This is a genomic window from Salinibacter grassmerensis (assembly GCF_947077765.1).
Lineage (GTDB): Bacteria > Bacteroidota > Rhodothermia > Rhodothermales > Salinibacteraceae > Salinibacter > Salinibacter grassmerensis.
Genome location: NZ_CAMTTF010000002.1, coordinates 159,993 through 186,641, shown reverse-complemented (window position 1 = coordinate 186,641; position 26,649 = coordinate 159,993). Strand labels below are relative to the sequence as shown.

Sequence of the window (26,649 nt, the reverse complement as noted above, 5' to 3'; positions counted from 1 at the left end):
GCAGGGGTCCACCGACCGTGCCCTCGTCGCGCATTCGAGCTTCGCACCCCGAAATCCGACTTTGACGCCCCATGGCCGACGAACTGACCGTTGACATCGTGACGCCGGACGAGCGCTCGTTTCAGGGCCCGGCCAGTGGCGTCCGCGCCCCCGGCATTGAAGGCTCGTTCGAGGTCCGCAAGGACCACGCCCCCATGATTTCCGCGTTCGGCATCGGGCCCCTCATCGTGAAGACGCAGGCGGCCCACGAGTACGCCGACATGCACAACGACCGCATTATCTTCGCCACGAGCGGTGGCTTTCTGGAGATCATCGACAACAAGGTCACCGTGCTGGCCGAGACGGTGGAGCCGGCCTCGGAAATTGACGTGGAGCGGGCCGAGAGCGCACAGGAGCGCGCCAAGCGGCGCCTGGAGGAAGGTGTACAGGAAGAGGAGCGTGAGACCCACGAGGCTGCCCGCGACCGGGCCCGGAATCGTCTGCGGGTCGCCATGGGCAAGGTCGGCACGCGACAGTCGTAGATCGCATCGTGCGCCGGAAACTTCTGTGCCCCTTGCTCCGAGTGTCTTTGTGACGTAATCGGGACGCCGTTCCCACTTCTCCGGCGTCCTTTGCCCGGGTTGCCCCCCAGTCGATCTACTCTTGGGCCCTCCCGAGAGGTCTTCCCAGCACTTCCGTTGGGAAGCACCTCCCCCGCGGCGGCACCAGCAATGGATCGCGGAGACCCGACCGTCGGGCAGTGCGCATGAAGCCATGCGAGGACTCAGCAGGAAGGGTGCGAACACGCGCCGTGTCGTTCGCTTTTGCTCCTTCCTATCCCTTTCGGCTGCCCCGCCCCCCCATGAGAACTTGGCTTGTACTCCCTCTCGTTTGCCTGTGGAGCCTCACGGGCGTGGCCGCCCAGCCGATGCTTGAGCGTCCGTCCGACGACCTGCTGACGCGCCCTGCGCTGCAGGCGGTCGTGGAGGCACAGGTCGATCGGAACGGCACCCTGCTGCGCAAAAAGATCGGGGCCGACGACGCCGACGTGCGGGGCCGGTCCGCCCTCGCCCTCGCCTCCGTCCAGGACACCAGTGCCATTCCCGGGCTCCTCGACCTGCTGCGCGACAGCGTCCCCCTCGTCCGCACCGACGCCGCGTTCGCCCTCGGCCAGATGCCGTCGGGGGTGCCAGACGCCCCGCTGCTCCGGGCGCTGAGCGTCGAGCGCGATCCCTCGGTGCAGCGACGGCTCATTGAGGCGCTCGGCACGACGGGTGACGCTCAGTCTCTGCGCAGCCTCATCCAGCTTCGCCCCCCGCCGGCTCGCCACTCCGACCTGGCACTGACGATCGCTCGCTACGGCATGCGCGGCGTGACCGACTCGACCGCCACGACCTGGCTTCTGGACCACCTACGGTCCGACGACCCGTGGACGCGCCGCAACGCGGCGTACGCACTGGGGCGGGTGGAAGCCCTCGCCGCCGGCCGCGCCGATACAATCCGTGCCGTGCTCAACGACACGGCCCCCGACGACCCGGCCGCCATGCACTTGCTTCGGGCAGTGGGCACAACGGGCGACTCCTCCGATGCCCCTCGCCTGGCAGATTGGCTCCGGACGGCCCCTGACTGGCGCACGCGGGTGGAGGCTGCCCGGGGGCTCTCTTCGGGCTCCCCCACCGACGAACCACGAAGCGCCCTCGTCGGTGCCCTCAACGACGGCCATCCCCTCGTGGCACGCACCGCCGCCGAAACGCTGGCCGGGCTCGACTGGTCGCCCGACCGGAATGCCGCAATTGGGGCCTGGCTCGATGCGCATCCGAACGAATGGCGCGTGGTGGCGCCCCTCCTCCGCGGCCTCGCCCGCAACGAGCGCCCGGAGCGCGTCCTCGACACCGTCACTCGCTGGCGCACGGAACGGTCGCCGGTCGCCTACGCCGCGGCCCTGCCCGCCCTCGCCCCGCTCGATGCGCCCCGGGCCGACTCGCTGATCGGGGCCGCCCTCCGCAGCGACGACGTGCGCGTGGCCGCCGCGGGGGTGCAGGCCGTCGTGTCTCGCTGGGAGCGCACCCGACCGGACGGCGCGGACATCACCTTCGAGCGCCTGGCCGCTGCCGTGCGCCGGGGCGACCCGGCCCTCCTCTACCACGGCGCCCCCGCCCTCGCCGACTCCGCTTTTGCCTCCGTGGGCGCGGCCGACACGCTCGCGGCCACCTACCGCACCCTCGCCACGCCCGACGACCTGGAAGGCATGGCGGCCACGCTGGAGGCCCTTGGCAGTCTCGGCGGCACGACGGCCGAATCGGTCCTCCGCGACGCCCTCGACCACCCACACCATGCCGTCCGCCGGGCTGCCGCGCAGGGGCTTTCCGAAGCGACGGACACGACGGTGACGGCCGCCCCGAAGCCCCTGCCCGATACGCCCCCAATCGACTGGGAATTCCTTCAGGAGCTCGGCCCGCACCCGCGTCTCGTATTGGAGACCGACCGGGGCACGGTCACGGTCGAGCTTGACGCCGAACAGGCGCCGCAGACGACGCAGGCCATCACGCAGTTTGCCCGAGAGGGCCGCTACAACGGCGTGCCGTTCCACCGCGTGGTGCCCAACTTCGTGGTGCAGGGGGGCGACTTTGCACGGCGCGACGGCTTCGGCGGGCCCGGATTCTTCCTCCGTACCGAGGCCACGCGCATCGGCCACCGCCGCGGCACGATCGGCATGGCCAGTGCCGGCAAAGACACGGAGGGCAGCCAGTTCTTCGTCTCGCACAGCATGCAGCCCCACCTGGACGGCGGCTACACGGCGTTCGGACGTGTGACGGACGGGATGGACGTGGTGGATCAACTCCGCGCCTACGACCGGATTGAATCAGCCCAGGTAGAGGCGACAAACGAATAGGGCTGAGCGATGCGCTCTCGGTGCGCCCGGCGCTCCGCCAGCATCACTCCGACGCCTGGCTCCGGAACGCCTCGAAGCTCTGCTCTTCGTAGGCCCCGGACCCGAAGTACCGGAGCATCTGCAGGAAGATGGGGCGTTTGATATAACCCGGCTGTCGCCCGATCGGGGTGCCGTCCGGCGTCATAAAGACGGTGGTGGGCACGCCCCGGGCCCCAAGGGCCAGTCCCAATTGTTTGGACGACAGCGTGCGGCCCTCAAACTGATGAGCCCCCGCCGTGGTGTCGCGGTTGAGGCGGGCGTAGGTGAACTGGCGCTCCAGCGTTGCGCGCACCGTCGAGTCGGCGTAGACCGTTTCCTGCATTTTCTGGCAGTAAGGACACCACGGCGCATAGATGTCCAGCAAGATGGGCGTCTCCTGCGCCTCGGCCTGTTCGATCACCGCGCCAAGCGATTGGGGCGGCATCTCCATCTGGGCGTGGGCGCGTCCCCCACCCATTGCGAGAACAAGGACCGCCGCGAAAACGAACGATCGGACCGTAGGAGGCAGACGCATTGTGACGAAGCGGCGGTGGGCATGGAAAGGCTCTTGTCCGATGGGATTGAGGAACGGAAGGTTCCTCTCTTAACGCCTGTGTCTCCCCACCAATCGCTGCCTTCCACGGTCGCTCCTTCATTCCCCCCAGCGTTCTTCCATGACTCTAACGGACCTCTCCACCCCGTCCCTCCTCGTCGAGCAGTCGCGCCTGCAGGACAACCTGGCATCGATGCAGGGCCTCGCGGATACGAACGACGTCACGCTCCGTCCCCACGTGAAGACGCACAAGTCCGTAGCCCTCGCCCGGCAACAACAGCAGCACGGCGCCGAAGGCCTCACCGTAGCCACCGTGCGGGAGGCCGAAACGTTCGTGGAGGCGGGCTTCGACGACGTGCGCGTGGCCTACCCCGTCACCGGACGCGATAAGCATAAGCGGCTGCAAACGCTCCGCGGCGACGCGACGGTTTCGTTTACGGTGGACACCGTGGCGGGCGCCGAGCAGGCGTCGGCCGTGTATGAGGCCGCGGATGACCCTGTCGACGTGCTGATGGAGGTGGACGTGGGCCACGGGCGCTGCGGCGTACACTGGTCGGCCCCGGAGGCCGCCGTCACGCTGGGGCACCGGATCGCGTCGCTGCCGGGCCTCCGGCTCACGGGCCTCCTCACGCACGCCGGGCAGGCGTACAGCGGCCCGTCCGACGACGAGACAGAGGAGAAGGCCCTGCATCGCGCAGCGCGGCACGAACGGGACCGGATGCTGTCCGTGGCCTCTGCCCTGAGCGAGGCGGGCGTCTCGGGCGTCACGCCGAACACGTTCGAGGTGAGCGTCGGCTCGACGCCTTCGATGGCCGCCTTCGAGAACACCGAGCGCGACGGGTTTCGCGTGACCGAGATTCGGCCCGGCAACTACGTGATGCACGACGCGATGCAGGTCGCCCTCGGGGCAGCCTCACTCGACGACTGCGCGCTCACCGTGCTCACGACCGTCATCAGCACCCAGACAAAGCCCGGCGACGCAGCCCGCGCGTTCGTGGACGCGGGGAAGAAGGTGTTCACGACGGACACCGGCCACGGCACGGACGGATACGGGATCGCGCTGGCCGACGCCGCGGCGATGCGTCCGCACCCGGGCCTGCATGTCGACCACCTCTCCGAAGAGCACGGGTGGCTGACCATGGCCGGCGACGCCGACCTCACGGTGGGCGACCGGCTCCGTATCGTTCCGAACCACGCCTGCGTCACCGTCGCCAGCCAGGACACCCTCCACGTCGTTGACGGCCCCTCCGTCGTCGATGCGTGGTCGGTCAACGCCCGAGGGTGGTAATTCTGCTTCTCGTTTCTTCTTCGGGGCCATCTCATCTGGGCCCGGGTGCTTTTCTCTCGTCCCACCGGGGCCCAGGCACTCGTCGTCTCTTCTTTTTCAAACGTGCTCGCGCTTAATACGCCGACAATCATGGCGATAACAAAGGATCCAGTCGGCTCCTCCGTCTAAGAACGTGCCGACTTCGCTGTCCGGGTCTCTTGAAACTTTTAGCGCGATGCTGAAAACGAAATCATTTCCGAGTGTCTTCGAAACCAACGCAACCGAGTTGGTCGACGTGGCCGATGGCCTTCTCGAGGGCCTGAAGGTCCAGGTCGACGATGAGCAGTACGTCGTCGGGGACCTTGCCCTCCGTGAGGGGACGGCCCCTCACAAGGGCATCAACAACGGTCCTTCCGACCTCGACTACCGGCTGTTGCTGCGAGCTGGGCTTTTGATCGCCCAGGCCGGCGGGGCCAATACGCCCCTGACGCTGACGACCGGCTTCCCCTACTCGTCGTACCGGGTCCACCGCCGGAGCGCGGGCAACCTGATTGAGGGCGAGCAGGAAATTGAGTTCGACGGGCGCCCGTTTGGACAGGGCGAGCACTCGGTCGTGGGCGTGGACATTACGAACGTCGAGGTTCTTCCGGAAATCGAGGGCCACGTGACGGCGACCCGCGAGGGGGACCTCGAAGAGAACGACCCGTTCTTTGCCGTCTCGTTGGGGTACGGAACGTTCGAGTCTGTCTTGAGCCTCCCCTCCGGCCCCGTCCAGCGAACGGCGACGAGCGGACACGGGCTCCGCTACGCCACGTCGATGATGGCCGAGCGGCTTCGGGAGAAGCACTACCTGAACATGCCCACGGAGCACCAGATCGACATGGCGATGCGCCGGGGCACCGTCGTGGCCGGCCGCCAGCAGTACGACCTGTCGGAGCTTCGGCAAAAGGTGCTCCGCATCTACTACGACGACATCATTTCCCCGTCCCTCAAGAAGGCCTTCGACGACAGCGACTTCGGACAGACGCACAAAATGTACCTCGCCGGGGGCGGCGCACTCTACACAGAACTCGTGGACGCCTTCGAGGATGAGTTCGGGGAAGTCCTTTCCCTGGAGGTGGTGCCGGACCCGGCCACGCATGTGAGCCGAGGGTTCGCGCTCCACTCCGCCGGCGTGAACGGCAAGAGCCCGGACCATGCCGTCGGGCTCGATCTGGGCAACGCCAATACCTCCGTCACGCTGTTCGACCAAGAACCCGCGTAGCCCGGATGCCAATCGCCTGTTCCGTTCGAACAATTTCCGGCTTCTATGTTCGACTTCTTTCAACGCTCGACCGACGATGATGACGCCTCCGGCCCCTCGTCGGCCCTCTCGGTTCTCGGAGAGGACACGACCGCACGAGGAACGTTTAACCTGAAGGAGGACGACCTCCGGGTCGACGGGGTGCTCGACGGGGATGTGACCACCGAGGGGCACGTACACGTGTCTAAGGAAGGCACCATTCACGGAGAAATTCAGGCCGGCTCCATTCGGATCGCCGGCGACGCAGAGGGCGTTCTGCATGCGCAGACGGACCTTGTCGTGATGGAAACCGCATCGGTGCACGGCATCCTGTGCGCCGAGGCGCTCACGATTGAGGACGAGGCCAACTTCGAAGGGGGCCTGTGCGATACCGCGGATCGGATTCCGGCCTTGAAGGAGGCCTTCTTCTCGACCGAGACGTACGCAATTCCTGCCCTTTCGTCCTCCCCCGACGAGCCCCCGGCCGACTCGTCGGGCCAACCCTCCGAGGCCGCCGATCGGTCCGTCACGCTCGATATTGAGCCGTCGTCTTCCCCCGAGAACACCACGGACGGGAACACCACGAAGGGCACCGCACCCGTCCGCCCCCTTCAGGAAGGAGACGGCCTTCCAGAGTCGCCCTCGTCGTCGGCCGCACCGGACGCGGAGCAGTCCGCCCCCGAGCCTGACGGCCAGGACGCCGAGGACACCGACGACGTGGACACCCTCTCCACGATTGAGTGGTGATTTTCCTGTCGTACCGTGGGCGGTCGGTGGGCACAATGGCCTGCGTGCTTCCGCCCTGACCACCCGATCTCCCAAATTGCCGGCGAAAAGCCACCCGTCCACCGAACGAACCAGGGCCCTGTGCCGTCCATACACACTGCGAAATTGGTGTTCAACACGTCCCGACGGCATGACGGAGGCCTCCTCGTACGCTGACATCCACACCCTGTCCGACCGGCTGCGGGACGTTCCCTACGAGTCGATCCTACGCACAATCGGGCGCGTGGCCGAGCAAGAGGACATTGAGGCATACGCCGTAGGTGGGATGGTGCGCGATGTCCTCCTGGGCCGCTCCACCACGGACCTCGACTTCGTGACCGTCGGGCCCGAGACCGGCATCGCGTTGGCCGAGGCGGTAGGCGACGAGCTGGGCGGCCACACCGCGCACGTCTACCCCAAGTTCGGCACCGCCGCGATCCGCATCCCCGCCGAGGACGCGCTCCCCGACGACCACCCGGACGACGCGCTCGTGCTGGAGTTCGTGGCCGCGCGGAAGGAGAGCTATCGCTCCGACTCTCGGAAGCCGGAGGTGGAGGCCGGCACGCTGGAGGACGACCAGTACCGCCGCGACTTTACGGTCAACGCAATGGCCATCCACCTCACGCCGGACCGCTTCGGCGAACTCATCGATCCATTCGACGGCCGGCGCGACCTGGAACGGACGACCATCGAGACCCCCCTCGACCCGGAGGATACATTCGAGGACGACCCCCTCCGCATGATCCGGGCCGCCCGGTTTGCCACGCAGCTCGAATTTCGGGTGTCCGACCGTGTGTTCGACGCGATGGGGACACAGGCCCACCGCGTCGAGATCCTGAGTCAGGAGCGCATCACCGAGGAGCTCCACAAGATGCTGGAGGCCGGGACGCCGTCCATCGGCTTCAAGATTCTGGAGGCCTCCGGCGTGCTGTCGCACTTCATGCCCGAGATTCAGCGCCTCAAGGGCGTCGACGTCGTAAACGGGCGCGACCACAAGGACAATTTCTACCACACGCTCGAGGTGCTCGACAATGTCGCCGAGCGAACGTCGGACCGGCCCGGAACGGAGACGCGCTGGCTCCGGTGGGCCGCCCTCCTTCACGACATCGCCAAGCCCAAGACCAAGCGGTTCGACGCGGAGGACGGCTGGACCTTCCATGGCCACGAGGACGTGGGCGCCCGCATGATTCCGGACCTCTTCCGCAAGTGGCGCCTGCCGACCGACGAGCGGCAGGACTACGTGCAGACCCTCGTGCGCCTGCACCTCCGCCCCATCGCGCTGGCGGACGAGAAGGTAACCGACTCCGCTGTGCGCCGCCTGCTCTACGAGGCCGGGGACGATGTGGACGACCTCATGACACTGGTGCGGTCGGACGTAACCTCGAACAACCCGGACCGGCGCCGCCGCTACCAGCGGGCCTTCGACCGCGTGGAGAAGAAGATGCGGGCTGTAGAAGAGAAGGACCGCCTCCGCAACTTTGAGCCGCCGGTGGACGGGTACGAAATCATGGAGACACTGGGGATCGAGGAGGGGGTGGCCGTGGGCATCGCCAAAACCTGGATTCGCGAGGCCATCCTCGACGGCGAGATTCCCAACGAGCACGACGCGGCCTACGACTACCTCATGGCGGTCAAGGACGAGGCCCTCCGCCGCGGCGCCCTCTTCGAAGCGATGCAGGACCGGCTCGAAGGGCCGGAGAACCGGGCGCTGGGGGCGATCAAGGAGGTCGTCTTCGAGGACCCAGACCTGCCGGACGACCGTGAGGCTGCACTGGCACGCCTCAACACCGTAAAAGAGGAGGCACTGTCAGACGGGTCCTCCCCCGAAGGGGAGACGTAGACGCACCCGTTGACGCACGGATCGATCGGCCTGTGCAACAGCGGGGGGTCACGGGGGGGAGCATCCTGTTTCCGGCGGGCCGTGCCCTCGCCCTACTCCTGTCGCCGGGCGAGCCCGTGGACAGAAGTGTTATTCCTGGCCGGAGACATCTGCATCGGTGGGTCCCTGGCCGTCGTAGGCCGCCACGAACTCGTCGAGCCGATCGGGATCGTCGGCGCCGGGCAGCGGGCGGGTCGCCGTCTCGCACGCGGCGTCCACGCCGAGCTCGCTGCAGACGTGATCGGACACGGCCTCGGCCATCTGCCGATAGGTCGTCAGTTTGCCGCCGACAATGCTGGCGAAGTTGTCCACCCCATCGGCGGCGTGGTCCACGGTGGTAAAGCCCCGCGAGATGCCGCGCCGATTGCTCGCCTGCTCGTCGGGGGCGTACAATGGCCGCACGCCCCACCACGTGCGGACCGTCGGGGCGTCGGCCACCGGGGGCAGCATGGCGGCACACTCCCGAACGGACGTCTCGACCTCCCACTCAGCCTCCTCGTAGTCGTCCGGGTCCGTCACCGGCACGCTCGTGGTCCCCAGTACCACCTCGTCGTCGTGCGGCACAACAATGTCCCCGTCGTCCGGGTCGCGGCAGCGGTTGAGCGCCGGGCCGAGGCCCTCATACTCCACCGAGATCATCACGCCCCGCGAGGGGGCCATCCCCAGGTTGACGTCCGCCATCGATGCCACCGTCCCCGCCCAAGCCCCCGTCGCGTTCACGACGTACGTGGGCTCAACCGCCGCGTCGACCGCCCCCCCGATCATTGCTCTCACGACTTGTCCCTCCTCCACCACTAGGTCTTCGAGGGGAGCGTGGGGCTGAACAAGCGCGCCATGGGCCTCCGCGTCGGCGGCGTTTGCGGCACTGAGGCGCGATGGATATACCACCCCATCGGGAACCCACATCGCCTGCTCCACCTCGCCCGAAAGGTCCGGGACATGGGCCTGGGCCTCCGCCGCACTAAGCACGTCCGTCTCGATGCCAATCTCGTCACAGGCGGCCCGCTTCTCCTCAAAGTACTCCGGGTCGTCGTCGGCCAACTGGACAAACAGGCCACCGGTATCACGGATGCAGGCCCCGGCGATGGACCGGAGCACGCGGTTTTCTTCGATGCACTCCTCCGCCCCTACTCGGTTGGCCTCAGCGTAGCGGGCCCCACTGTGCAGCAGTCCGTGGGAACGACTGGAGGCCCCACTGGAAAGCCCATCCCGTTCCACGAGAAGGACCTCAACGCCGCGCAATGCAAGGTCCCGGGCAATGCCCGTGCCCGTAGCACCACCGCCAATCACAAGTACCGCGGGAGAGTCGCTCATCGAGGGCAGAAGTGCGTATAAAGGTTTGAAGTGTCCGTATCCTTCACGAGAGATGGAAAACCTCACAGGGTGTAGTTTTCCGGACATTGGCGATATGAGACATGTCTTTTACAACCTCATGCCCGCTACTGCTACCACAGGAGAGTCGGGACTTCAAGGAAGCGGTGCGCCGAGTGCGATCTGGCCCCCCGAGATAACACACCCGTAAGGTTAGATCCCAGAGTCGTCACGTTTGGGCCGGTATTGGGGGCACCTTCCTGAAGCGGAGCAGATAAAAGCTGCATTCAGACAGCACATGCCTTTTTCGGCGGTACCTCGTTATCCACTAGACTTGGTCGCACCGTACCGGCCGACCAAATGGCCGCTTGCTTGCGTATCACTCCCCCGGTAGGGCATTTTTCGAGCCAGTAGCGGGTGCGGCGGGGATGGGAAAAGCGGAGACTGCGTGGACACTCACTTGCCCTCCGACCCGACAGAATCCATCCGGCCCGTCTTTTCTACCCGTGTGCCCCTCCCGCCTACGTGCCCTCGCTGACCCCGCGGGCTGACACTCCCTCCAGCCGACTTTCTCACGTCCCCCTCCTCCAATGAAAGACGAACCCACGATTCCCAACTCCAGCGTCGAAGATGTGCTCAAGGCGAAGGGCGCACTTCACGACCCGACCAGCGTACTCACCGCCGCGCCTCAAGACAGCGTCTACGACTGCATCGACCGGATGGCCGAGATTGGGGTCGGCTCCATTGTAGTAACGGCCGACGGCGACATCGCGGGCATCTTTACGGAGCGCGACCACATGCGCAAGATGTCGCTGAAGGGACGCGCCCCCAAGGACACCGCGGTACGAACCGTCATGACAGAGGACGTGGCAACCGTCACGCCGGCCCAGTCGCTAGAGGATGCCCTCGATCAGATGCGCGACCTGCAGTGTCGCCACCTCCCGGTGGTCGACACGGATGGGCAGCTCAGCGGCATCATTTCGATGCGCGACTGCATGCGGCAGCTCTCGGAGGCGGCCAAGTCCAAGGCCCTTCAGTTGATCGAGCACATGGAGGAAGAGTACGTCGTGCGCCAGTACGGATAGCTCGAGACAGTACTCGATTGGTGGGGCCGCGGCACGACGCCTCCAGGGAAAACCACACTGGCCGACACGGAGGCTACGACGCTTCGGTTGTGGTCGACTCGGACGCGACGTTGGTCAATGGCGCGTCCATGCCCAGCATCTCCGCACTCCGGTGCCACAAGCGCTCGGCGGCCGCCTGATCTTGGGCCGCGGTCGCCGGCGTAGCAGGAGACTGTCCCGAGAAGTACCGCCCCGAGGCATCGGCCGTGTTGGGGGATACGGCTACGTGCAGGATCTCGGCGGCCCCGTCGGCCACCGACGAGGTGCCCGGCACCACGCCCAGCATCCGGAACAGGCCCGAGAGCGGACCGGGCAGGAACCGCCCGAACTGGCTTCCGGGGACGAACCCGGGATGGAGGCTGTTCGACACGACGGAACGGCCCGTGGCGTCCAGGCGTCGGGCCAGCTCCGACGCGAACAGCACGTTTGCGAGCTTCGAGTGGGCGTAGGCCCCCATTCCAGAGTACCCGTCGACGGTGCGCACGCGGTCTAGGTCAAGCTGGGCCCCGCGGTGAGCATCGGAGGCCGTCGTGACGACGCGAGCGTCCTCGCGCAGATGGTCAAGCAGGTCGGCGGTCAGCAGGTACGGGGCGAGATGGTTCACGTAGAACGTGCGCTCGATGCCCTCCACGAGTCGTCCCTCCCGAAACAGCCCACCAGCGTTGTTGAGCAGGAGGTCGAGCCCGTCTGTGCGTGCCCGGACCGTCTCTGCCAGCCCCCGCACCGCAGCGGCGTCCGTGAAGTCCGCCGCGACAAAGGTCGCTTCGCCTCCCTCTTCACGGATGCCCTCAACGACCGCCTCCCCCGCCTCGCGGTCGCGGCCGTGTACGATTACCTCCGCCCCGAGGCGGCCGAGCGCATGCGCCGCCACACGGCCAATGCCGCTGGTGGAGCCGGTGACGAGGGCCGTACGTCCGGTGCAGTCGATATCCGTAACGGTGGCGAGCGATTCAGGGCGTGTACTCATTGGACGGCTGGGGATGGAGAATCAGAATAGAAAGCGGGGCAGTGGTCCCTACGCGCCGGCGTCGCGGTAGCGTAGGGAATGGCGGTTGTACTCGGCGGCCCGGTTCGGGTCCTCCGCCATCTCTTGCAGCACGTCCACGGCGCGACGGATCTGTTTTGGGGTGGCGTGTGCGTAGAAGGGCGGCGTCACCTCGGTGTCCCACTTCGCGCCCACCGCTACGTCGTACGCGATGCGCTTGAAGCAGTGGTCGAACCGCACCGGATAGTCGCCCGACGCGGCTTTTTCCGGAAGTATGGTTTCCGCGAGGTGCTTCATCGTCCGCACGAGTTCCGAAGGCTTCTCGTCGGGCGACGCGAACAGGCGGGTCTGATGGGGCATGGACGTGTTGGGCTACCGGAAGAGCATCGGTGGAGCGCGTGCGGCCGCAGGGGCGTGAACGGTCGCGGCCTCACGGCCGAATCTTGCGCGCGAGCCGGCCAAACGTCTCAGTATCGGGACAGTGGAAGTGCCGCCCTCGGTACTGGAGACGAACCCGCTGATGGCGATCCCGCGTGCTCTCCCAGTAGTTTGACGGGGGGCAGTTGTCGAACCAATAAAGGGTGCAGTCCCGAGAGTGCTCTACAATCTCGTCGGTTCCGTCCCAGTCGGTAAAGTAGAGGACCACACGCCCCCCCAGGCCCCACGAAGAGCCCCGGTCGTCGCTGACGAACCGCATCGGACCCGGATCAAAGTGGGCGTCAATGCGCCCGTTGGGACACAGGAAGATGTCGATGTCGTCGCGGAGAAGGGCGCCGGTGGCAACCTTCGAGTAAAACACCGCCTCGTCGCGGCAGGAGGGCGAGGTATCGACCAGCAGAGCCAGCCGGCGCTTCGTGTAGTCCATCTTGCAGTGCTGAAGGGGCCGACGGTCGATTTGCCGCCGCATGATTTTGCGCGGGTCCCAGAACTCATCCCCGGGGACCTGCTGGTAGCTCATGTCTTCGGCTACCTTACTCACGAGGCGGGCAAACATCGACGCAATTCGGTGGTCCTCCCGGTCCGAAGGCGTCCACTCGGTGTCGGCGGTGCCCTTGTTGATTTCGTAGGCGAACTCTTGAAGCTCCTCCTCCACCTGCTCGGCTCCATGCGCGCGGCGGTTTTCATCGGTAAAGAACTCCTCTTCGTCCTCCTGTTCTTCACCGAGGGGAGGGACCTCAGGGGGATCTTGGGCCTGGTCGATCCACGACCCGTCGTCGGAGTCGTCTGTCAGGGCCTCGTCGTTGACTTGGCGAGCGGCCTCTCTCTCTTCGTCGGAGGGCGCCTGCGGCGGGAGTGTGTCCTCTGGCCCATCTAAATCAGCAGGGGCGGGCGGTGAATCGGATGGGTTGCCCTCTAGATCGCTGACGTCGGGGGGACTTGCGTCGGGCGCGCCCATGTCAGAGGGCATAGCCTCTCCAGCGCTCTCGCTTCCGGACCGGGACGGCTCATCCGGCACGGCGTTGCCCCCGGCCGGGGGCGCGGACTCGTCGGCCGGAGAGGGGCTCTCTGCTCCCGTGTGCCCCGGAGGTGCCGATCCGCCCTGACCCTGGTCGGGCTCAGGGGGGCGGTCCGCAGACGGGTCGGGGGCCCCCTCGTCCTGATCGCCCTGCCCCGGCCCCTCGTCGCCGGGGGGGGCATCGGGGGGCGACTCAGGGGCATCGGTCGGTACGTCCCCCTCCGGTGAGGTGGGCGTGCGGAACGGCGCGTCGGCTACGGGTCGCCAGCGGCGCTCTACCGCGGGGGACGGCTCCTCGTCCCCTGCAGCTTCGGGGTTCGGAGGCTCATTGTCGGAGACCGAGTCAGGCATGGCAGGGGAAGGGGTGCAGTGCGGAGCGGTGCGCTACCCGGTAAACTCGTTGAGCGTCTGGTCGATGTTGCCAATGAGGAGCTCTGCGCGGTGGGCCGTGATCTGCCGACCCGACATCTGAGTGCCCACGGTGAGGTGCCCGTCGCGGTAAATGCTCCTGATTCCATCCTGGACGCGCACGAGCTTCTTGCCCGGACTCGGGCGGTCGTCGGAGGGGCGGACCACGCCGAATCCGTGGTCCTGCACCAGCGTCTTGGCGGGAACCTGAACAGCCGCCTTCCGACGCAGGGAAAGCTTGGCGTTGGGCAGCCAGTACTGGAGGTACGACTCGAGCGCAGGGTCGAACGGCCCGGTCACCGACACGACCAGGTAGTCGTTCTCCTCCCCGACGAGGCCGATCAGCAGCCCGTCGAAGAGGGCGTAAACGGCGTCGCCCTCCAGAATCAGCGGGTCGGCGTGCGACTCTGCGTAGTCCATGAAGGAATCGTACCCCGAGACCTCGGCGGTCTCGACGGTGTCCTGCTCACTCTGGGTCCAGTAGTCAAAGACGCCGGCGAAATACGGGTCCGCCACGGGCTCGTCGGCATGCCGCGCCTCCACGACACCCGCCTGTTGCGTCCCCAGGCGGGCGAGTACGGGTGTGGGCAGGTCGGCAGGCCCCGCGATCTCGGCCTCGTTCAGCCAGGTGCCCCGAAACAGGTCGTCGAACGCGTCCCGCCGGGCGGTGGGCGCGATGACTTCGGCACCCATGTCCGGTGTCCAGCGGAGGTGTAGCCCGTCGCAGCGCCCGATGATTTCATCGTCGGCGTAGGAGATGAACTCCAGTCCCCGCTCCTGCTGGAGCAGGCGCAGATCTGCACGGGTGGCAGTCTCTTCCACAAACACGACCTCCCCCGGGTGCCCCCACAGTTCGGCCGCGTACCCGTCGTGCTCCATAAGCGGCACTGGGGCGTCGAAGGTGATGGTGTCCCCTTGCACCTGCACGCGCCCGAAGCGGTCTGGCGTCTCGGCCGGGGACTCCTGACGGGTGAGGGCATCGTAGACGGAGTCGCTTCCCTCCAGCGCGGCGAACGCGGTGGCGAGGTCCGGGGCCTCGTCGTTTTGGGGGGGCGTGTATCCCTTCACGTCCGCCATGGGGGGCAGGCGGGCCTCTTCATCCCCCTCACCGTTGGGCGCCGGCGCCTGGTCCGGAAGGTCGACCGGGGCGTATGCGGACGGGTCCAGCGGGTCTGTCTCGGCCCCCTCCGTCCATCCCGCGTCCTCCCAGTCGGACGTATCCACGTCCTCGGCCTTCTTCAGGAGCCGATGGTTGTCCCGGTCCTTCGTCACGTAGTCGAGCACGAGCTGGTCCCAGTCAGCGTCGTCGGGGCCGAGGATGCTGATCGCGTCGAGCAGCTGCTGCAACTCTTGGATCGTGCAGCTTTTCTCCATCATCGACAGCTCACACCGCACGTAGAGGTTAACAGCGGCCTCCAGATAAGGGTGACCGCCGTGCGACCGGCGCAGCGCCTCGCGCACGAGCGAGGGGTGTAGCGGCTCGAAGTGCAGGTACGGCATCCGCCGGTGGGCCGGCCCGGACAGGTCACGCTCGTCGTTGAGCGTGATGCAGACGTAGAGATTGTCCATGTTCGCCTGCACCTGAATGTCGCCGTAGTTGACCCGCCCGTTCTGCAGGAAGTCGAGGAGGAAGGCGTCAGCGGTGGGGCGCGTCTTGTCCCATTCGTCGAGGATCAGGAGCGTATTGCCTTCATGGCTGGCGCGGACGGCCTTCGGCAGCTCGCCCCACTGCTTCTTGATCCCACTCTCCGCATCCTCGTCGGGGAGCAGATCGAGGATCAGGTCCTCCTCCCGACTGCCGGGGCTCACCTGCTTGAAGAAGGTGTCCATGTTCAGGATGTCTCCCAGCACCTCCAGAAGCCATGTCTTGCCGGTGCCGGGCGGTCCGAACGCAAAGAAGCCCCCGAGGGGATCGGTCATGAGGGCGGCCAGCACGCTCCGCGCCCGCTCACGGGAGCAGATGTACCCCGCATCGTTCAGGGCCGTGTGGAGCGCGTCGACGGTAAGGGCCTCGACCGGGTCGTCCGGAGCATCGGACGGCCGAGTGTCAGGAGTGGATTCGGCCATCGGAGCCATACAAACAAAGACTACAGAAGAGTGCGTCGCGACGGGTGCCTAGTCGCGGCTGAGCGGCGTTCCCAAGAACTCCCGAAAGAGGTTGATCACAACGTCGATTCCAAGGGAGACGCCTGTACTTCGGAGGGCACGGCCGGGCGTCCACCTCCCCCGCTCCCAGCGCGCCTGGGCAAGGGCGCCGCCGTAGGTCGCGGCAATATTCGGGACGTTCGGCACGCGAGCGTCGGTGGGGGTCCGGGCGATAAACGGAGATAGCACCGCGTGCCGAAGCCGAGCGCCCAGGCCGCTGTGGCGGCGTAGGCACGGACGAATGTCAAGGTCCAGGGCGGCGGCCAGCCCGTGCATCGTGCCGGTCTGGAGCAACGACTCGCCTGTGCTGGACCCGACACGGGCCGCATACCCGCCGATGTTTTCTCCCCAGGCGCCCGGATCATCGTCAAGGTGGGATCCGGTGGCAGACCCGACGCTCCGAAAGAAAAACCCGGGGCTCAGAACGTCACTCCGGAATGCCGCCCAGTGTGCGTCGGCCCCCAGCGGGTCGGGGCCAGACGTCTGGGCGACAGCGGTCTGGGGCAGCGCCACGGCACTGCCTAGCAGCAGGATTCCCAACGCGGCGGCGAGTGGGCCCGTCCGGAAGCGAGGCATCAGGGGGGTTACTCCAGGTGGTGATAGTCGAGCTCATGGTCTTCGTCGACGGCCTGCTGAACGCGGCGAGAGGGCCGTCCGGCCGCCTCCATGCCAATTTCCATTCCACCATCGCCCGTGGGAAGGCTCCGAATGTTCTTCCGCAGGTCGGGGTCTTTCGCCTCGTAGTCGGTGCGGGCGTGGGCACCCCGCGACTCTTTGCGCTCCAGTGCCCCCCGCAGGATCGTCTCCGCCGTGGTGAACATGAAGCGCAGGTTTTGTGCCCGCTCGTAGCGGAAGCTCGTACGGTCGGCCTGAACCTGCAGGTCCTCGGCGTCGGCGCGGAGCCGCTGCAGCTTCCCGAGGCCGTTCAGGAGACCGTCCTCGTCACGGAGGATGCCCGCGTGCTGCCACATCAGATCGCGGAGCCGATCCATGATCTCGGCGGGCGTGTGACCTCCCTCAGCCGCTGCGAGCGTGTCCTGGGTGGCGACATGGTCCCGCACTGCCGCGTCGGAGAGCGACGGGCTCGTGCGTGTCCCCAACGTTTCGGCAATGTGGTTTCCGGCCACCTGACCAAAGACGACGGTCTCGATGAGCGAGTTGCCGCCCAGCCGGTTGGCTCCGTGCACGCCGGCCGTGCATTCGCCGACGGCGTACAGGCCATCGACCTGCGTCTGGGCCGTCTCGAAGTCGACCTCGATGCCGCCCATTGCGTAGTGGGCCGTCGGAGCCACCTCCATCGGCTCCTCAGTAATGTCAATCCCGTGCTCTGCAAACTCCTCCACCATGCGCGGAAGCCGGTCGTGAATGTAGTCGTCGTCGCGGTGGGAAATGTCGAGCAGCACAGCATCGTCCTCCGTCCCCCGGCCCTCACGGATCTCCTGCTCGTTGGCACGGGCCACGACGTCGCGGGCGTCCAGCTCCATCTGCGTCGGCGAGTAGCGCTCCATGAAGCGCTCTCCCTCCGTGTTGTAAAGCCGCCCGCCCTCTCCACGGACCGCCTCGGTGACAAGGTGCCCGGCCTCCGCTTCCGGCTTCACTTTGCCAGTGGGGTGGAACTGAACAAACTCCATGTCGCGCAGCGGCACACCGGCGTTGAACGCCAGGGCCTGCGCATCGCCCGTGTTCTCGTCGGTGCGCGAAGAGCTGCGGCGGTACAACGAGGTATGGCCGCCCGCCGCGATCACGACGGCGTCCGCGTCGAAGGCCACAGGCTGTCCCCCATCCATGTCGAACCCGACGGCCCCCGCAGCCTGTCCGTCCTCCACCATCAAATCGGTGATGTACAGGTTCTCGCGGTACGGAATCTCCAGGTCCATCGCCTTCTGGACGAGTGTATCCATGAGGGCCTGCCCGGTGCGGTCCCCCACGAAGCAGGTGCGGCGGAACGACTGGGCGCCGAAGTAGCGCTGGTTGATCTTGCCCTCGTCGGTCCGGTCGAAGTCCATGCCCCACTCGGCGAGCTCTCGGATGCGGTCCGGCGCCCGCTTGCAGAGCGTTTCGACGGCCGTGGGGTCGTTTACGAAGTGTCCCTCATCGAGGGTGTCGGCGGCGTGAATCTCCCACCGGTCTTCGGGGTCGAGGCTGCCGAGGGAGGCGTTGATGCCCCCTGCGGCCCAAATGGTGTGGGCGTCTCCGTGGGCGCGCTTGCCCAGCACGAGGCAGTCGACTCCCTGCTTCGCTAATTCGATGCTGGTGCGGAGCCCGGCCCCGCCGGCCCCGATAATGAGAACACTCGTGGATACGGTTTCAGGATTGGAAGGGGTACTCATAGGGCGTGCTCTGGTCGTGCATTTGCTTACTAACACTGCCACAACGGACGAGGGGGGTGCCGATATTCTTCATTTTCTGCTACAAATGAAGAATAGAAAGAACGTAACAGCCGTGGTGACATCATTTGCCGGAACGGTGGCACGGCAGAGCGCTGCCCAGTTCTACTCCCGTCTCCGCCTCCCCCCCGGAGATTCCCGCGGGGACCTACACCTCGACGACCAAGTCGGACTGGAAGCCGGGATTCTCGTCGCCGTGCCCCTGCGGATTGGACAGCACCCGCGTGTCGCCGAGCCGATAGTCAAAGGAGGCATGGACGTGTCCGTGGACCCAGAGCGCTGCGCCGGAGGCTTCGACGAGCGGCCCCTCACGGGCCACAAAAGCGGCACTGGTGAGGCTGTCGGCGTACCGCGGATCCACGGATCGGGGCGACGGGGGGTGGTGGGTGAGCACGACTGTCTTGCACACGCCGGAAGGCGCTTCCCCGAAGCGGTCTCGCAGCCACCGGACCGACGTCTGATGAGTGCGCGCCGTATCCCGAGGCCGGAGTGCACGGCGTGCACGGAGCAGGTGGATGCGCCGGTAGTCGTCCACATTGGCCCGGCAGGCACGCATCGCACGGGCCCGCTGGCCCTCAAACAGGGCAAAGTCGGTCCAGAAGGTACACCCCAAGATCCGGAGGTCCCCGAGGACGATCTCGTTCCGCTCGAGGAAATACACCCCGTTCGGATCTGCTCCTCTACCGGCCGCGGCGGACGGGGCGTCCGTGGCCTGTCGAAGCGTGTGAAGCGTAGAGTCGAGACAGCCGTCGTAGTGCTCGTGGTTTCCGGCCACACACACGACCGGGCGCTCTGGAAATGCAGACCGCATCCATCGAATGGCGTCCGGTCCCCGGTGGGTGTCGCCCGCAATGAGAATGGCGTCGGCGGGTGGGGCGGCACGGCGACACAGGTCGGGCGGGCCGTGATCCCGGATGTGAACGTCACTGAGGATGCGAAGCCGCATTGGCAAGGGACGCGCCTGGGCGCAAATCTCAACAGGGGCGTATGGTGGAAAGCACGCCGAAGAGAGTGAGCTCTCTCCACTGCATACTGACGAATCCTGAGGGCAGAAGTGCCCAGCGGGCCGACACCGAAAACCTCGGCAGGGCCTGTGCAGTTGCTTTCGCCTGAGACGCATTTCTCTTTCCGTAGAAAGCCCCCATCCTGTAGAGGAGCGCAGGCGACCGGACGCCCGTTTAGGAAATTTATGAGCGGGACTGCGTCGTCAGCGTCGCCGCTTGAAGTGTATTCGCTCGTCGGTTTCTAGCTTGGTCTGCCACAGGCCCAGTCCCTTCTTTATCTTCCCCCGCACCGACGCCTGATCCTCGATTCGCAATCGGAAGTTGGTCCCCTTCCGATGGGACCACGTCTCGAATGCAGTGATGCTTCGAATTGGAATCTCTTCGCGGAAGGGGCCGCCCCACGCCCAACCCGAGATCACGATTTTCTCGTCGTAGAGCTCAATTTCGCCAAACCATGAGGTGCGTCCTCTCAGACTGAGGGGGGAGGAAAGCGTGGCCTCAGACATCACGGACCGATAGGTGAAGCGATAGAGGGTCTGGGGGGTGGAAAAAAGCATTTGCCACGAACGGCGTTGGTTCCGGGACACCAACAGTTCTCCCCCAACAGTTCTCCCCCCGGGCCAGCGTGTCCGCCGGTTCGTGGCAGCGCAGATTGAGTCTGAACAGCTTTCAACTGCGTAGCGGCCTCCCTCCCAACCCAACAAGGACACGCCTGCCCCTCTCATCATGATTTGGAATCGCGTGCCGACGGTCGCGGTCTTGAGCGTGCAGGGCCAGTGGTTCCTTCTTCGTGGTGCCAATGCTGCGGATCCGAGTCGTGCACTGGGTGACCCCGGGCCCCCTCTGTGCTGGGGACCGCTGCGGCTGCACAGTCACGCCAAGGCACATTCAGCGCCCGGCGAGCGTTCCTGCTTTTGTAGAATGCGCGTACCGTTACCCCTGAGCCTCCAGAATCGACTTTGTCCGGGGCCATGTTGACCGAACTTGGTATTGCTGCGGGCCTGCTCGTGGCCATCGGTGTCGTCTTCATTGTCCTGCGGGGCAGCTCGTCCCTCAATTCCGTCGGACGCAGACGCACGACGCAACACGGTCGAGAGCGAAGAGACCGGGCCGCCGAAGCCGACTCCAGCGAAGACGACGGGGGCCCGCCCGCCAGTGAGACGATCTCACAGTGGTCCGACTCACTCTAGTCTGCTATTGGGCTCGTCGATGTACCCATCCTGCGCCCCATCCCGCCTTCGATGAGACAGGCGCGCCGTCACCGGGGTTGGCCTGCACGTGTGCGAAGTGCGACTCGACCTGGTAGGCAAAACGTCCGACGCCACCAGGGTCGAGATTCTCGACGAGAAGCAGCACGGCTTCACCGCGAAGAAAAAACCCCTGTGTGTCAACTCAACGCGTGACATTGGCGCCCCATCGCGCTGGGGGCCCAGTTGGTATCAGGACCCGAATCCGTAGGCCGACCAGCCGATCTGAGCCAATGCTCCAACGGGGATTCTTCCGAAGAGCACCTGATCAGTGGGCGCTCTTGAGCTGCAGCTTCTCTTGAACTTATGGACCGGTCCTGTCATGCGTTTTTTCGGGTCGGGCACAGATGCTCTTCACGCAGGTGCCCTCGTCTCCACGATACGTCTCTCCCTGCTTCTGGCCGTCGGCCTGGCGCTTCTGGCGGCAGGTCCGCACGCGGCTTTCGCTCAGCCCCAGGATACGGTTCGGGTGGCCGAAACTGTACTCGCCCCTAGCGATTCGGCGGCGGCACGGCAGCTTCTTCGGGCGGATCTCGGACCGACCTCTCACCGCTGGACGCGGCTCCAGGACTCCACCCAACGCTTCGTGGCGGCCAAGACCGTCTTTCAGATTGCCCGCGTGGCCTACCCCCGCGCCTGGTCCGACTCGGTGCTGACGTTTCTCCGAGAGGCAGGGACCCGGCACCCGGACCCGGCGGTGCGGGCGGAGTTTCTCTTCGGGGGGCTTCAGGTCGCCTCCTCCGCCGAGCGGGATCGGGGCCAGGAGCAATTCTACGAGCGTCTCACCAGCGAACACGGGGGGTCCCGTTACGCCAAACAGGCCCGGCGCCTTTTTGCCCCCGGCAGTCAAGTCCAGGCCGGCAAGCCGCTTCCAGGATTTGAGATTCCGAAGCTCTCAGACTCGACGGACACCTATACGAAGAGCGACTTCGAGGGCCAAGTCTTCCTGATTGACGTCTGGGGCACATGGTGCGGGCCCTGCATCCGAGCAATGCCGCACCTCCACGAGGTCTACCGCGAGTACGGCGGGGAGGACTTCACCATCCTCAGCGTCGCGATGCGGGACACCCGGGAGGCCGTAAAGCGATTCCGGGCCCACAAGTGGGACATGCCCTGGAGCCACGCCTTTGTGCCAAAGGGAAGCAACCTGCAGGAGAAGATACGGGGCCGGTTTGACATCAGGGGGCTCCCGGCAACCATCTTGGTCGGTCCCGACGGGCAGATTCTGCGCGTTCATCGGGGGGTCGGAAGCGGGAAGGAAATGGCCCAGGCAGTCTCGGAGGTGCTCCCCCAAGAACCCAACCCGGAAGAAGCCCCTCTGGAAGACACCGGTTCAGGAGCCCCCCATGCACAGGGGTCTAGCCCATCCCTGTAAAGGCCACTCTTTCGGAAGACCCTAAAGGCGTTCCCGAGAAAGATGTGACGATAACATATGCTCGTAGTGTCCTCGGAGGTCTCTCTCACCCGTTTCTGCGTCGGTAGCCTCGCCAAACGCCCGTCACTCGTTTCACCCTTATCCCCAACTCGCCATGAGCCAACTGCTTCCCCGATGTATTCTCACACTCTTCTCCGTGGTTCTCTTTTCCGCGGCGACGGCCGCCCCAACGGCGGCCCAAGAGCCGGACGGGCCGTCGAGCGACACGAGCGGATTTGAGGAAATTGACGGCACGAGACTGGCGCCCGCAACGCTCTCCTACGACGCCACGATGAAAATGGGCGGCCGGTCCCGGGACCTCTCCTCGACGCAGACCTATGCCCGGACCTCCACCGGCGGGGCCAACACCTGGACACTCGTGAACAAAATTGAGACGCCTGGGGGGATCCGTACCGACTCCCTGATCGTGGATCGCTCGTCGCTGCTTCCCATCTCGCGGCACCTCCGCGGGCGAGTTGAAATGGACCTCACCTACACCGGCCCGTCCGCAGCCGGCGGGATGGAGGTATCCGGCACCATGAAGAGACGGGGCCAGTCGAGGCCGGTTAGCAAGAGCCTGAACGGCTCAACCCTTGCGGGAGGCGTTCACGACGTCGTTGCCTTCGGCGCGATGCCGCTGGGGCCGGACTTCCGGGCGGCCCTTCGGGTCTTTTCCCCTCAAGACCAGTCGGTAAAACGAGCCGAGTTTGAAGTGACCGGCACAGAGACAGTCGAAACGCCCGCCGGGTCGTTTGAAACCTACGTGGTCGACCTGAACGTCGGCGAGGGCCAGATCACCGGCACCGTTCACCTGCGCAAGGAGGCACCTCGCTACTACGTGAAGTGGCAGACGGAGGTGTCCGCGGGACGGGGCACCCGCACGATCAGTCAAACCCTGTCGTCGATGGAGTTAAAAGCGTCGACGGATGCACAATAGCGTGGTCTCTGGGGCAAGCCCGGCAGCGTGATCCTGCTGACTTACTGTCCCCGATTCGGCCGGAAGGCCTCCGCCTCCGCCGCATCATCCGGCCCCACTGTACCGCGGGCCGTCTCGCGGAGGGCCGACGCCCGGTGCAAGTCGCCACGCGCCATCACCCACTCGACATTTCGGGCATTCCGGATGTCCTCCAGCGGGTTGCCCCGCACGACGAACAGGTCCGCCCACTTGCCGACCTCAATTGTGCCGAGCCGGTCGCCCTGCCCCATGGCGCGGGCGCCGTTGATGGTGGCGATGCGGAGCGCCACTGCCTCCGGGATGCCCGCCCGCACAAGGGCCTGCAGCTCCCGGTGCACGCCAAAGGGCGCCAGGTACTCCCCCCAGCTCGGGTGGTCGGTGCCCAGCGTGATGAGGTCTCCGCCCCCCGCCTCGTAAAACGCCTTGATTCGGTCGAGCTTCAGCTCAAAAATCCGCTGGAAGCGCGGGACAGGCTCCTGGTAGTCCTGCTCGTCGAGGACGGACCGGAGATACGGCGTGAAGTACTGCTGGGCGTCCGGCCAGTCGCCATAGACGTCGGACTCGCGCGTGCCGTAGTAGCCGTACGCCGAAATGGTGGCGTCGAAGTGGACGTTGTGCTCTTGAAAGTGCTGCGCGATTCGGGCGAAGGCCGGCTCGTCGGGCGTGGCGGTGGGCAGGGAGTCGTACGCCCCCACGGTGTCGGGCAGCTGGGCACCGCCCAGAAAGTGCTCGATGCGGTCGATGCCCATGTCGATGGCGGTCCGGGGGTTTACGCTCGGGCCGTAGCCGGACCCGAGGTGGCCGGTGACGGTGGCGCCGTGCCGGTGCGCCTGATCGATGAGGGCGCGGAGAAGCTCTCCCTGTAGCCGCTTTGCCTTGAAGTGCCCCACCCCACGGGCCGCCCACCGGTCCACCTCCCGGCGGATGCTGGCGGGCGTGCGGGTCGTGTCCCATCCGGGGCGCGCCTTGCCGAAGTAGGGGCCGGACGTGAGCATGCGCGGCCCGATGCGGTCGCCCCGACCGATGGCCTGGCGGACGCGGCGCATCTTTTCGGGTTGCATCTCCCCCGCGGTAAACGTGGTGGTGGCCCCGTTGGCAAGGTATAGCAGCGGGTAGCCCTCCGTCTCCTCCACGCGCCCCACACCGAAGAAGTCAACCGCGTAGTGCGCGTGCAGGTCGACGAGTCCCGGCAGGATGACGTGGCCGGGATCGAGCCGTACGACCCGGGCCCCGGTCGTGTCGAGGGACGTCGCGCCCCGGTCCACGATTTTGCCGGCCCGCACGATGATTCCCGGATTGTCCGTGAGGGTCGTGTCCGTGGCGTCGAACAGCTGCCCGCCACGGAGGACGGTCGTGGGCTGGGATCGGGCGGTGTCCAACCCGACGCCGCCCGCCAAGAGAATACAGAGAACGGTGACAACTGGGCGGAAGCGGACTGGAGGCATAGGGGCAGAGACCAACGGGCAGAATGGGACGTGCACGCTACGGAACGGACCTCGTCGGCATCAACGTTCCCCCGACTGGACGCGACGGCGTGCCCCCAAACAGCAAAGGCCCGCTCCAGGTCGGAGCGAGCCTCTACTTCTGCTACCAAATGGCAGTACGTCTCAAATCGTCGAGACGCCTCGGGCGCCGTTAAAGCGCACCACTGGTCTCGTCGGCCGGGGCAGCGTTAAGGGCGCTGAGGCCCTTCTCCGTCTGCTCCGTCTCGTACTCAATGGTCTGTCCCTCTCGGAGGTCTTCTCCGGAGGTCATGCCCGAGATGTTATTTGCGTGGAGGAAAACGTCCTCGCTCCCGTCGAGGGGCTCGATGAAGCCGAATCCGCGGGAGGTATCGAAAAACTTGAGCTTGCCCTTTTCCATGTAGGTATACCTAATGTGTATTTGGAATGCCTCACCTCTGGGTGACGACCCGGCAGCGAGGGGAATTCCGTCTCGGCAGAGCCACACTATGTGGTGACGCGTATTGAATGTGAGACCTACACCTGCTAGCCGACCTGCAGTTCCCTTTAAGGAGCGCCCGCGCGCCATATTCACGGAGTCGCCTTTTTCCGCCGCTTCCGTGCTCACCCGCTCGCGTACTCTCGCACCCCGGCGGACTCCACCATTAGGTCGAACAGGTCCGTGTTGCGGGTGAAAGAGCCAATCACTTCGCTGCCCGGGCCCAGGGCGGCCAGCTCCACGTAGTCGGACGTATGATCGCCCCCCAGCCAGCTGACAGACGTGTAGTTGGCCTGGATGGCCCCGAGTAGCAGGTCGGGATCGCTCTTTTCGCGGTAGGCGGCCTGGTACTCGCCCCGCAGCGCGTCCTGAAGGAGCTCCGCCTCGTCGCGCCGAATGGGGAACTGCCACGCCTCCTCCACCCGGTCTTGAATCTGCCGGTAGGTGCTGTTCGCATCGAGCTCCGAGAGGATCCAGCTGTTGGTGTACTGGAAGTCCGCGACCCGGTCAAACATCGGGTTCGACTGGCCATAGCGGTCGCCAGCGGCGTTGACGCCCGGGTTCGCGTTCCCGTGATCGGTAGTAATGATGACGAGGGTGTCGTCGCGCCCCTCGGCAAACTCGAGCACACGCCCAATGGCGTGGTCAAACTCGATCTGGTCGTAGATGAGACCACCGGTGTCGTCCTCGTGCGCCGCGTGGTCGACGCGTCCCCCCTCAATCTGGAGGAGGAACCCGTCGTCGTTCTGGTCGAGGCGCTGGAGGGCCGCGTCGGTCATCTCGGGCAGGCGCGGCACCTGCTGCTGGTGCGACGGGATGTTCTGGTGATCGAGGACGTAGGGGAGGTGGGTGTCGTAGAACGTGCCCAGGAAAGCCCCCTCGTGGCCCCAGTCGCTCAGGGCCTGCTTCGACTGGGCCACCGTGTAGCCCTTGTCCTCGAAGCCCTGGTGGACGTCCGTCCCATCGCCGCGGTGGTCGGGATCGAAGTGGCGGGCCCCGCCTCCCATAAGCACGTCGTACTCGCGCTCCAGGTACTGCTCCGCAATCTTGTCTTCGCTCCACCGTTCGGGCATGTTGATGCCGAAGCCCGCCGGGGTGGCGTGGGTGATGCGGGTGGTGGTGACGAGGCCCGTGCCCCGGCCGGCGTCGCGGAAGATCTCGAGGATTGTCCGGTACTTCTCCCCGTCCTGACTCATGTTGAGCGTCTCGTTGAACACGCGGTGGCCCGAGCCCCACGACGAGGCCCCCGCCGCGGACCCGGTGACCACCGAGTTGGCGGCGGCCATGTCCATGAGGCCGTGCTGCACGCGGCCTTCCTCGTAGAGACGGAGCCAGTGCGACCGCCGCCCTTCGTGCCGCCGGAGGTGCAGATCCGCCATCGTGAGCGTGCCGGCACTCATGCCGTCGCTCACCAGAAAGATGACGTTCTTGGCGTCGCCCGGGGCCTCAACGTTCGAGACATCGGTGCGGGGCTGCCCGTGGGCCGTACCGGCCATGCCGCCGGTGCCGAGGGCGAGCGCCCCGAGGGCCCCGGTCTTCAGAAAGTCGCGGCGGGAGGGCGCCTCGCCGGACGACGAGGCAAGGCGATCATGATAGGAGTCACTCACAACGGAAACGGCGGGGGTTGGTTGACAGG

The 26,649-nt window shown here is 66.1% G+C and carries 23 protein-coding genes; 10 read left to right on the top strand and 13 right to left on the bottom strand.

Annotated features, from left to right (window positions below):
• Positions 1-71 precede the first annotated feature (71 nt).
• Positions 72-521, top strand: coding sequence for an ATP synthase F1 subunit epsilon (gene atpC, locus OJB03_RS05095; RefSeq protein ID WP_263785720.1), 450 nt, complete (start codon positions 72-74; stop codon positions 519-521).
• A gap of 320 nt (positions 522-841) precedes the next feature.
• Entirely contained in the window at positions 842-2,872 is a 2,031-nt protein-coding gene (locus tag OJB03_RS05090; protein WP_263785719.1) for a peptidylprolyl isomerase, read from the top strand.
• A 43-nt stretch (positions 2,873-2,915) separates the two neighbouring features.
• Here the strand turns inward: OJB03_RS05090 and OJB03_RS05085 are convergent, their stop codons facing one another.
• On the bottom strand, positions 2,916-3,425 hold the full coding sequence (locus OJB03_RS05085; RefSeq protein ID WP_263785718.1) for a thioredoxin family protein: 510 nt from the start codon (positions 3,423-3,425) through the stop codon (positions 2,916-2,918).
• A 139-nt stretch (positions 3,426-3,564) separates the two neighbouring features.
• Here OJB03_RS05085 and OJB03_RS05080 point away from each other — a divergent pair, with 139 nt between their 5' ends.
• The 4 genes from OJB03_RS05080 to OJB03_RS05065 all read left to right on the top strand — a co-directional run bounded on the left by OJB03_RS05080 (position 3,565) and on the right by OJB03_RS05065 (position 8,597).
• Positions 3,565-4,731: a D-TA family PLP-dependent enzyme gene (locus OJB03_RS05080; protein WP_263785717.1), complete on the top strand. Its 1,167-nt coding sequence runs from the start codon at positions 3,565-3,567 to the stop codon at positions 4,729-4,731.
• A 214-nt stretch (positions 4,732-4,945) separates the two neighbouring features.
• A complete protein-coding gene (locus OJB03_RS05075) occupies positions 4,946-5,974 on the top strand; it encodes a ParM/StbA family protein (protein ID WP_263785716.1) in 1,029 nt (342 codons plus the stop codon).
• Between the two features lie 45 nt (positions 5,975-6,019).
• Positions 6,020-6,739, top strand: a complete 720-nt coding sequence (locus OJB03_RS05070) for a bactofilin family protein (RefSeq protein WP_263785715.1) — start codon at positions 6,020-6,022, stop codon at positions 6,737-6,739.
• A gap of 169 nt (positions 6,740-6,908) precedes the next feature.
• The gene (locus tag OJB03_RS05065; protein ID WP_263785714.1) at positions 6,909-8,597 is read left to right on the top strand and encodes a CCA tRNA nucleotidyltransferase; all 1,689 of its coding nucleotides are present in this window, start codon (positions 6,909-6,911) and stop codon (positions 8,595-8,597) included.
• 129 nt (positions 8,598-8,726) lie between these two features.
• Here the strand turns inward: OJB03_RS05065 and OJB03_RS05060 are convergent, their stop codons facing one another.
• Positions 8,727-9,950: an FAD-dependent oxidoreductase gene (locus OJB03_RS05060; protein WP_263785713.1), complete on the bottom strand. Its 1,224-nt coding sequence runs from the start codon at positions 9,948-9,950 to the stop codon at positions 8,727-8,729.
• Between the two features lie 587 nt (positions 9,951-10,537).
• On the opposite strand from OJB03_RS05060, the gene OJB03_RS05055 reads away from it, so the two are divergent.
• Entirely contained in the window at positions 10,538-11,032 is a 495-nt protein-coding gene (locus OJB03_RS05055; protein ID WP_263785712.1) for a CBS domain-containing protein, read from the top strand.
• A gap of 73 nt (positions 11,033-11,105) precedes the next feature.
• Here the strand turns inward: OJB03_RS05055 and OJB03_RS05050 are convergent, their stop codons facing one another.
• The 8 genes from OJB03_RS05050 to OJB03_RS05015 all read right to left on the bottom strand — a co-directional run bounded on the left by OJB03_RS05050 (position 11,106) and on the right by OJB03_RS05015 (position 20,013).
• Positions 11,106-12,038: an SDR family NAD(P)-dependent oxidoreductase gene (locus OJB03_RS05050; RefSeq protein ID WP_263785711.1), complete on the bottom strand. Its 933-nt coding sequence runs from the start codon at positions 12,036-12,038 to the stop codon at positions 11,106-11,108.
• Positions 12,039-12,086: 48 nt separating this feature from the next.
• On the bottom strand, positions 12,087-12,416 hold the full coding sequence (locus OJB03_RS05045) for a hypothetical protein (RefSeq protein ID WP_263785710.1): 330 nt from the start codon (positions 12,414-12,416) through the stop codon (positions 12,087-12,089).
• Between the two features lie 70 nt (positions 12,417-12,486).
• On the bottom strand, positions 12,487-13,863 hold the full coding sequence (locus OJB03_RS05040; RefSeq protein ID WP_263785709.1) for a hypothetical protein: 1,377 nt from the start codon (positions 13,861-13,863) through the stop codon (positions 12,487-12,489).
• A 33-nt stretch (positions 13,864-13,896) separates the two neighbouring features.
• Positions 13,897-15,987: an ATP-binding protein gene (locus OJB03_RS05035; RefSeq protein WP_263785708.1), complete on the bottom strand. Its 2,091-nt coding sequence runs from the start codon at positions 15,985-15,987 to the stop codon at positions 13,897-13,899.
• 48 nt (positions 15,988-16,035) lie between these two features.
• Positions 16,036-16,641, bottom strand: a complete 606-nt coding sequence (locus tag OJB03_RS05030; protein ID WP_263785707.1) for a hypothetical protein — start codon at positions 16,639-16,641, stop codon at positions 16,036-16,038.
• Positions 16,642-16,649: 8 nt separating this feature from the next.
• Positions 16,650-18,395, bottom strand: a complete 1,746-nt coding sequence (locus tag OJB03_RS05025; protein ID WP_263785706.1) for an L-aspartate oxidase — start codon at positions 18,393-18,395, stop codon at positions 16,650-16,652.
• 205 nt (positions 18,396-18,600) lie between these two features.
• Entirely contained in the window at positions 18,601-19,398 is a 798-nt protein-coding gene (locus tag OJB03_RS05020) for a metallophosphoesterase (RefSeq protein ID WP_263785705.1), read from the bottom strand.
• Between the two features lie 261 nt (positions 19,399-19,659).
• Entirely contained in the window at positions 19,660-20,013 is a 354-nt protein-coding gene (locus OJB03_RS05015) for a hypothetical protein (protein ID WP_263785704.1), read from the bottom strand.
• A gap of 414 nt (positions 20,014-20,427) precedes the next feature.
• Here OJB03_RS05015 and OJB03_RS05010 point away from each other — a divergent pair, with 414 nt between their 5' ends.
• From OJB03_RS05010 to OJB03_RS05000, 3 genes are all read left to right on the top strand, one after another.
• Complete coding sequence (locus OJB03_RS05010; protein ID WP_263785703.1) at positions 20,428-20,646, top strand: hypothetical protein; 219 nt, start codon at positions 20,428-20,430, stop codon at positions 20,644-20,646.
• 379 nt (positions 20,647-21,025) lie between these two features.
• Positions 21,026-22,078 carry a TlpA family protein disulfide reductase gene (locus tag OJB03_RS05005; protein WP_263785702.1) on the top strand — a complete coding sequence of 351 codons (1,053 nt, stop codon included), beginning with the start codon at positions 21,026-21,028 and terminating at the stop codon, positions 22,076-22,078.
• Positions 22,079-22,232: 154 nt separating this feature from the next.
• Positions 22,233-23,054, top strand: coding sequence for a DUF3108 domain-containing protein (locus OJB03_RS05000; protein WP_263785701.1), 822 nt, complete (start codon positions 22,233-22,235; stop codon positions 23,052-23,054).
• A 41-nt stretch (positions 23,055-23,095) separates the two neighbouring features.
• On the opposite strand, the gene OJB03_RS04995 is transcribed toward OJB03_RS05000, so the two are convergent.
• The 3 genes from OJB03_RS04995 to OJB03_RS04985 all read right to left on the bottom strand — a co-directional run bounded on the left by OJB03_RS04995 (position 23,096) and on the right by OJB03_RS04985 (position 26,620).
• The gene (locus OJB03_RS04995) at positions 23,096-24,517 is read right to left on the bottom strand and encodes an amidohydrolase family protein (protein WP_263785700.1); all 1,422 of its coding nucleotides are present in this window, start codon (positions 24,515-24,517) and stop codon (positions 23,096-23,098) included.
• A 190-nt stretch (positions 24,518-24,707) separates the two neighbouring features.
• On the bottom strand, positions 24,708-24,935 hold the full coding sequence (locus OJB03_RS04990; protein ID WP_011405166.1) for a cold-shock protein: 228 nt from the start codon (positions 24,933-24,935) through the stop codon (positions 24,708-24,710).
• Between the two features lie 203 nt (positions 24,936-25,138).
• Positions 25,139-26,620 (bottom strand): alkaline phosphatase, encoded by a 1,482-nt coding sequence (locus OJB03_RS04985; RefSeq protein ID WP_263785699.1) that lies wholly within the window; start codon positions 26,618-26,620, stop codon positions 25,139-25,141.
• Between the last annotated feature and the right edge of the window lie 29 nt (positions 26,621-26,649).

Bases quoted from the DNA above. Each gene is read 5' to 3' on its own strand.
- OJB03_RS05085 (WP_263785718.1), bottom strand. From the start codon at position 3,425: ATGCGTCTGCCTCCTACGGTCCGATCGTTCGTTTTCGCGGCGGTCCTT.
- OJB03_RS05065 (WP_263785714.1), top strand. From the start codon at position 6,909: ATGACGGAGGCCTCCTCGTACGCTGACATCCACACCCTGTCCGACCGG.
- OJB03_RS05040 (WP_263785709.1), bottom strand. From the start codon at position 13,863: ATGCCTGACTCGGTCTCCGACAATGAGCCTCCGAACCCCGAAGCTGCA.
- OJB03_RS05020 (WP_263785705.1), bottom strand. From the start codon at position 19,398: ATGCGGCTTCGCATCCTCAGTGACGTTCACATCCGGGATCACGGCCCG.
- OJB03_RS05050 (WP_263785711.1), bottom strand. From the start codon at position 12,038: ATGAGTACACGCCCTGAATCGCTCGCCACCGTTACGGATATCGACTGC.
- OJB03_RS04995 (WP_263785700.1), bottom strand. From the start codon at position 24,517: ATGCCTCCAGTCCGCTTCCGCCCAGTTGTCACCGTTCTCTGTATTCTC.
- OJB03_RS05025 (WP_263785706.1), bottom strand. From the start codon at position 18,395: ATGAGTACCCCTTCCAATCCTGAAACCGTATCCACGAGTGTTCTCATT.
- OJB03_RS05070 (WP_263785715.1), top strand. From the start codon at position 6,020: ATGTTCGACTTCTTTCAACGCTCGACCGACGATGATGACGCCTCCGGC.
- OJB03_RS05090 (WP_263785719.1), top strand. From the start codon at position 842: ATGAGAACTTGGCTTGTACTCCCTCTCGTTTGCCTGTGGAGCCTCACG.
- OJB03_RS05030 (WP_263785707.1), bottom strand. From the start codon at position 16,641: ATGCCTCGCTTCCGGACGGGCCCACTCGCCGCCGCGTTGGGAATCCTG.
- OJB03_RS05015 (WP_263785704.1), bottom strand. From the start codon at position 20,013: ATGCTTTTTTCCACCCCCCAGACCCTCTATCGCTTCACCTATCGGTCC.
- OJB03_RS05075 (WP_263785716.1), top strand. From the start codon at position 4,946: ATGCTGAAAACGAAATCATTTCCGAGTGTCTTCGAAACCAACGCAACC.
- OJB03_RS04990 (WP_011405166.1), bottom strand. From the start codon at position 24,935: ATGGAAAAGGGCAAGCTCAAGTTTTTCGATACCTCCCGCGGATTCGGC.
- OJB03_RS05060 (WP_263785713.1), bottom strand. From the start codon at position 9,950: ATGAGCGACTCTCCCGCGGTACTTGTGATTGGCGGTGGTGCTACGGGC.
- OJB03_RS05035 (WP_263785708.1), bottom strand. From the start codon at position 15,987: ATGGCCGAATCCACTCCTGACACTCGGCCGTCCGATGCTCCGGACGAC.
- OJB03_RS05010 (WP_263785703.1), top strand. From the start codon at position 20,428: ATGTTGACCGAACTTGGTATTGCTGCGGGCCTGCTCGTGGCCATCGGT.
- OJB03_RS05000 (WP_263785701.1), top strand. From the start codon at position 22,233: ATGAGCCAACTGCTTCCCCGATGTATTCTCACACTCTTCTCCGTGGTT.
- OJB03_RS05045 (WP_263785710.1), bottom strand. From the start codon at position 12,416: ATGCCCCATCAGACCCGCCTGTTCGCGTCGCCCGACGAGAAGCCTTCG.
- OJB03_RS05055 (WP_263785712.1), top strand. From the start codon at position 10,538: ATGAAAGACGAACCCACGATTCCCAACTCCAGCGTCGAAGATGTGCTC.
- OJB03_RS05080 (WP_263785717.1), top strand. From the start codon at position 3,565: ATGACTCTAACGGACCTCTCCACCCCGTCCCTCCTCGTCGAGCAGTCG.
- atpC (WP_263785720.1), top strand. From the start codon at position 72: ATGGCCGACGAACTGACCGTTGACATCGTGACGCCGGACGAGCGCTCG.
- OJB03_RS05005 (WP_263785702.1), top strand. From the start codon at position 21,026: ATGCGTTTTTTCGGGTCGGGCACAGATGCTCTTCACGCAGGTGCCCTC.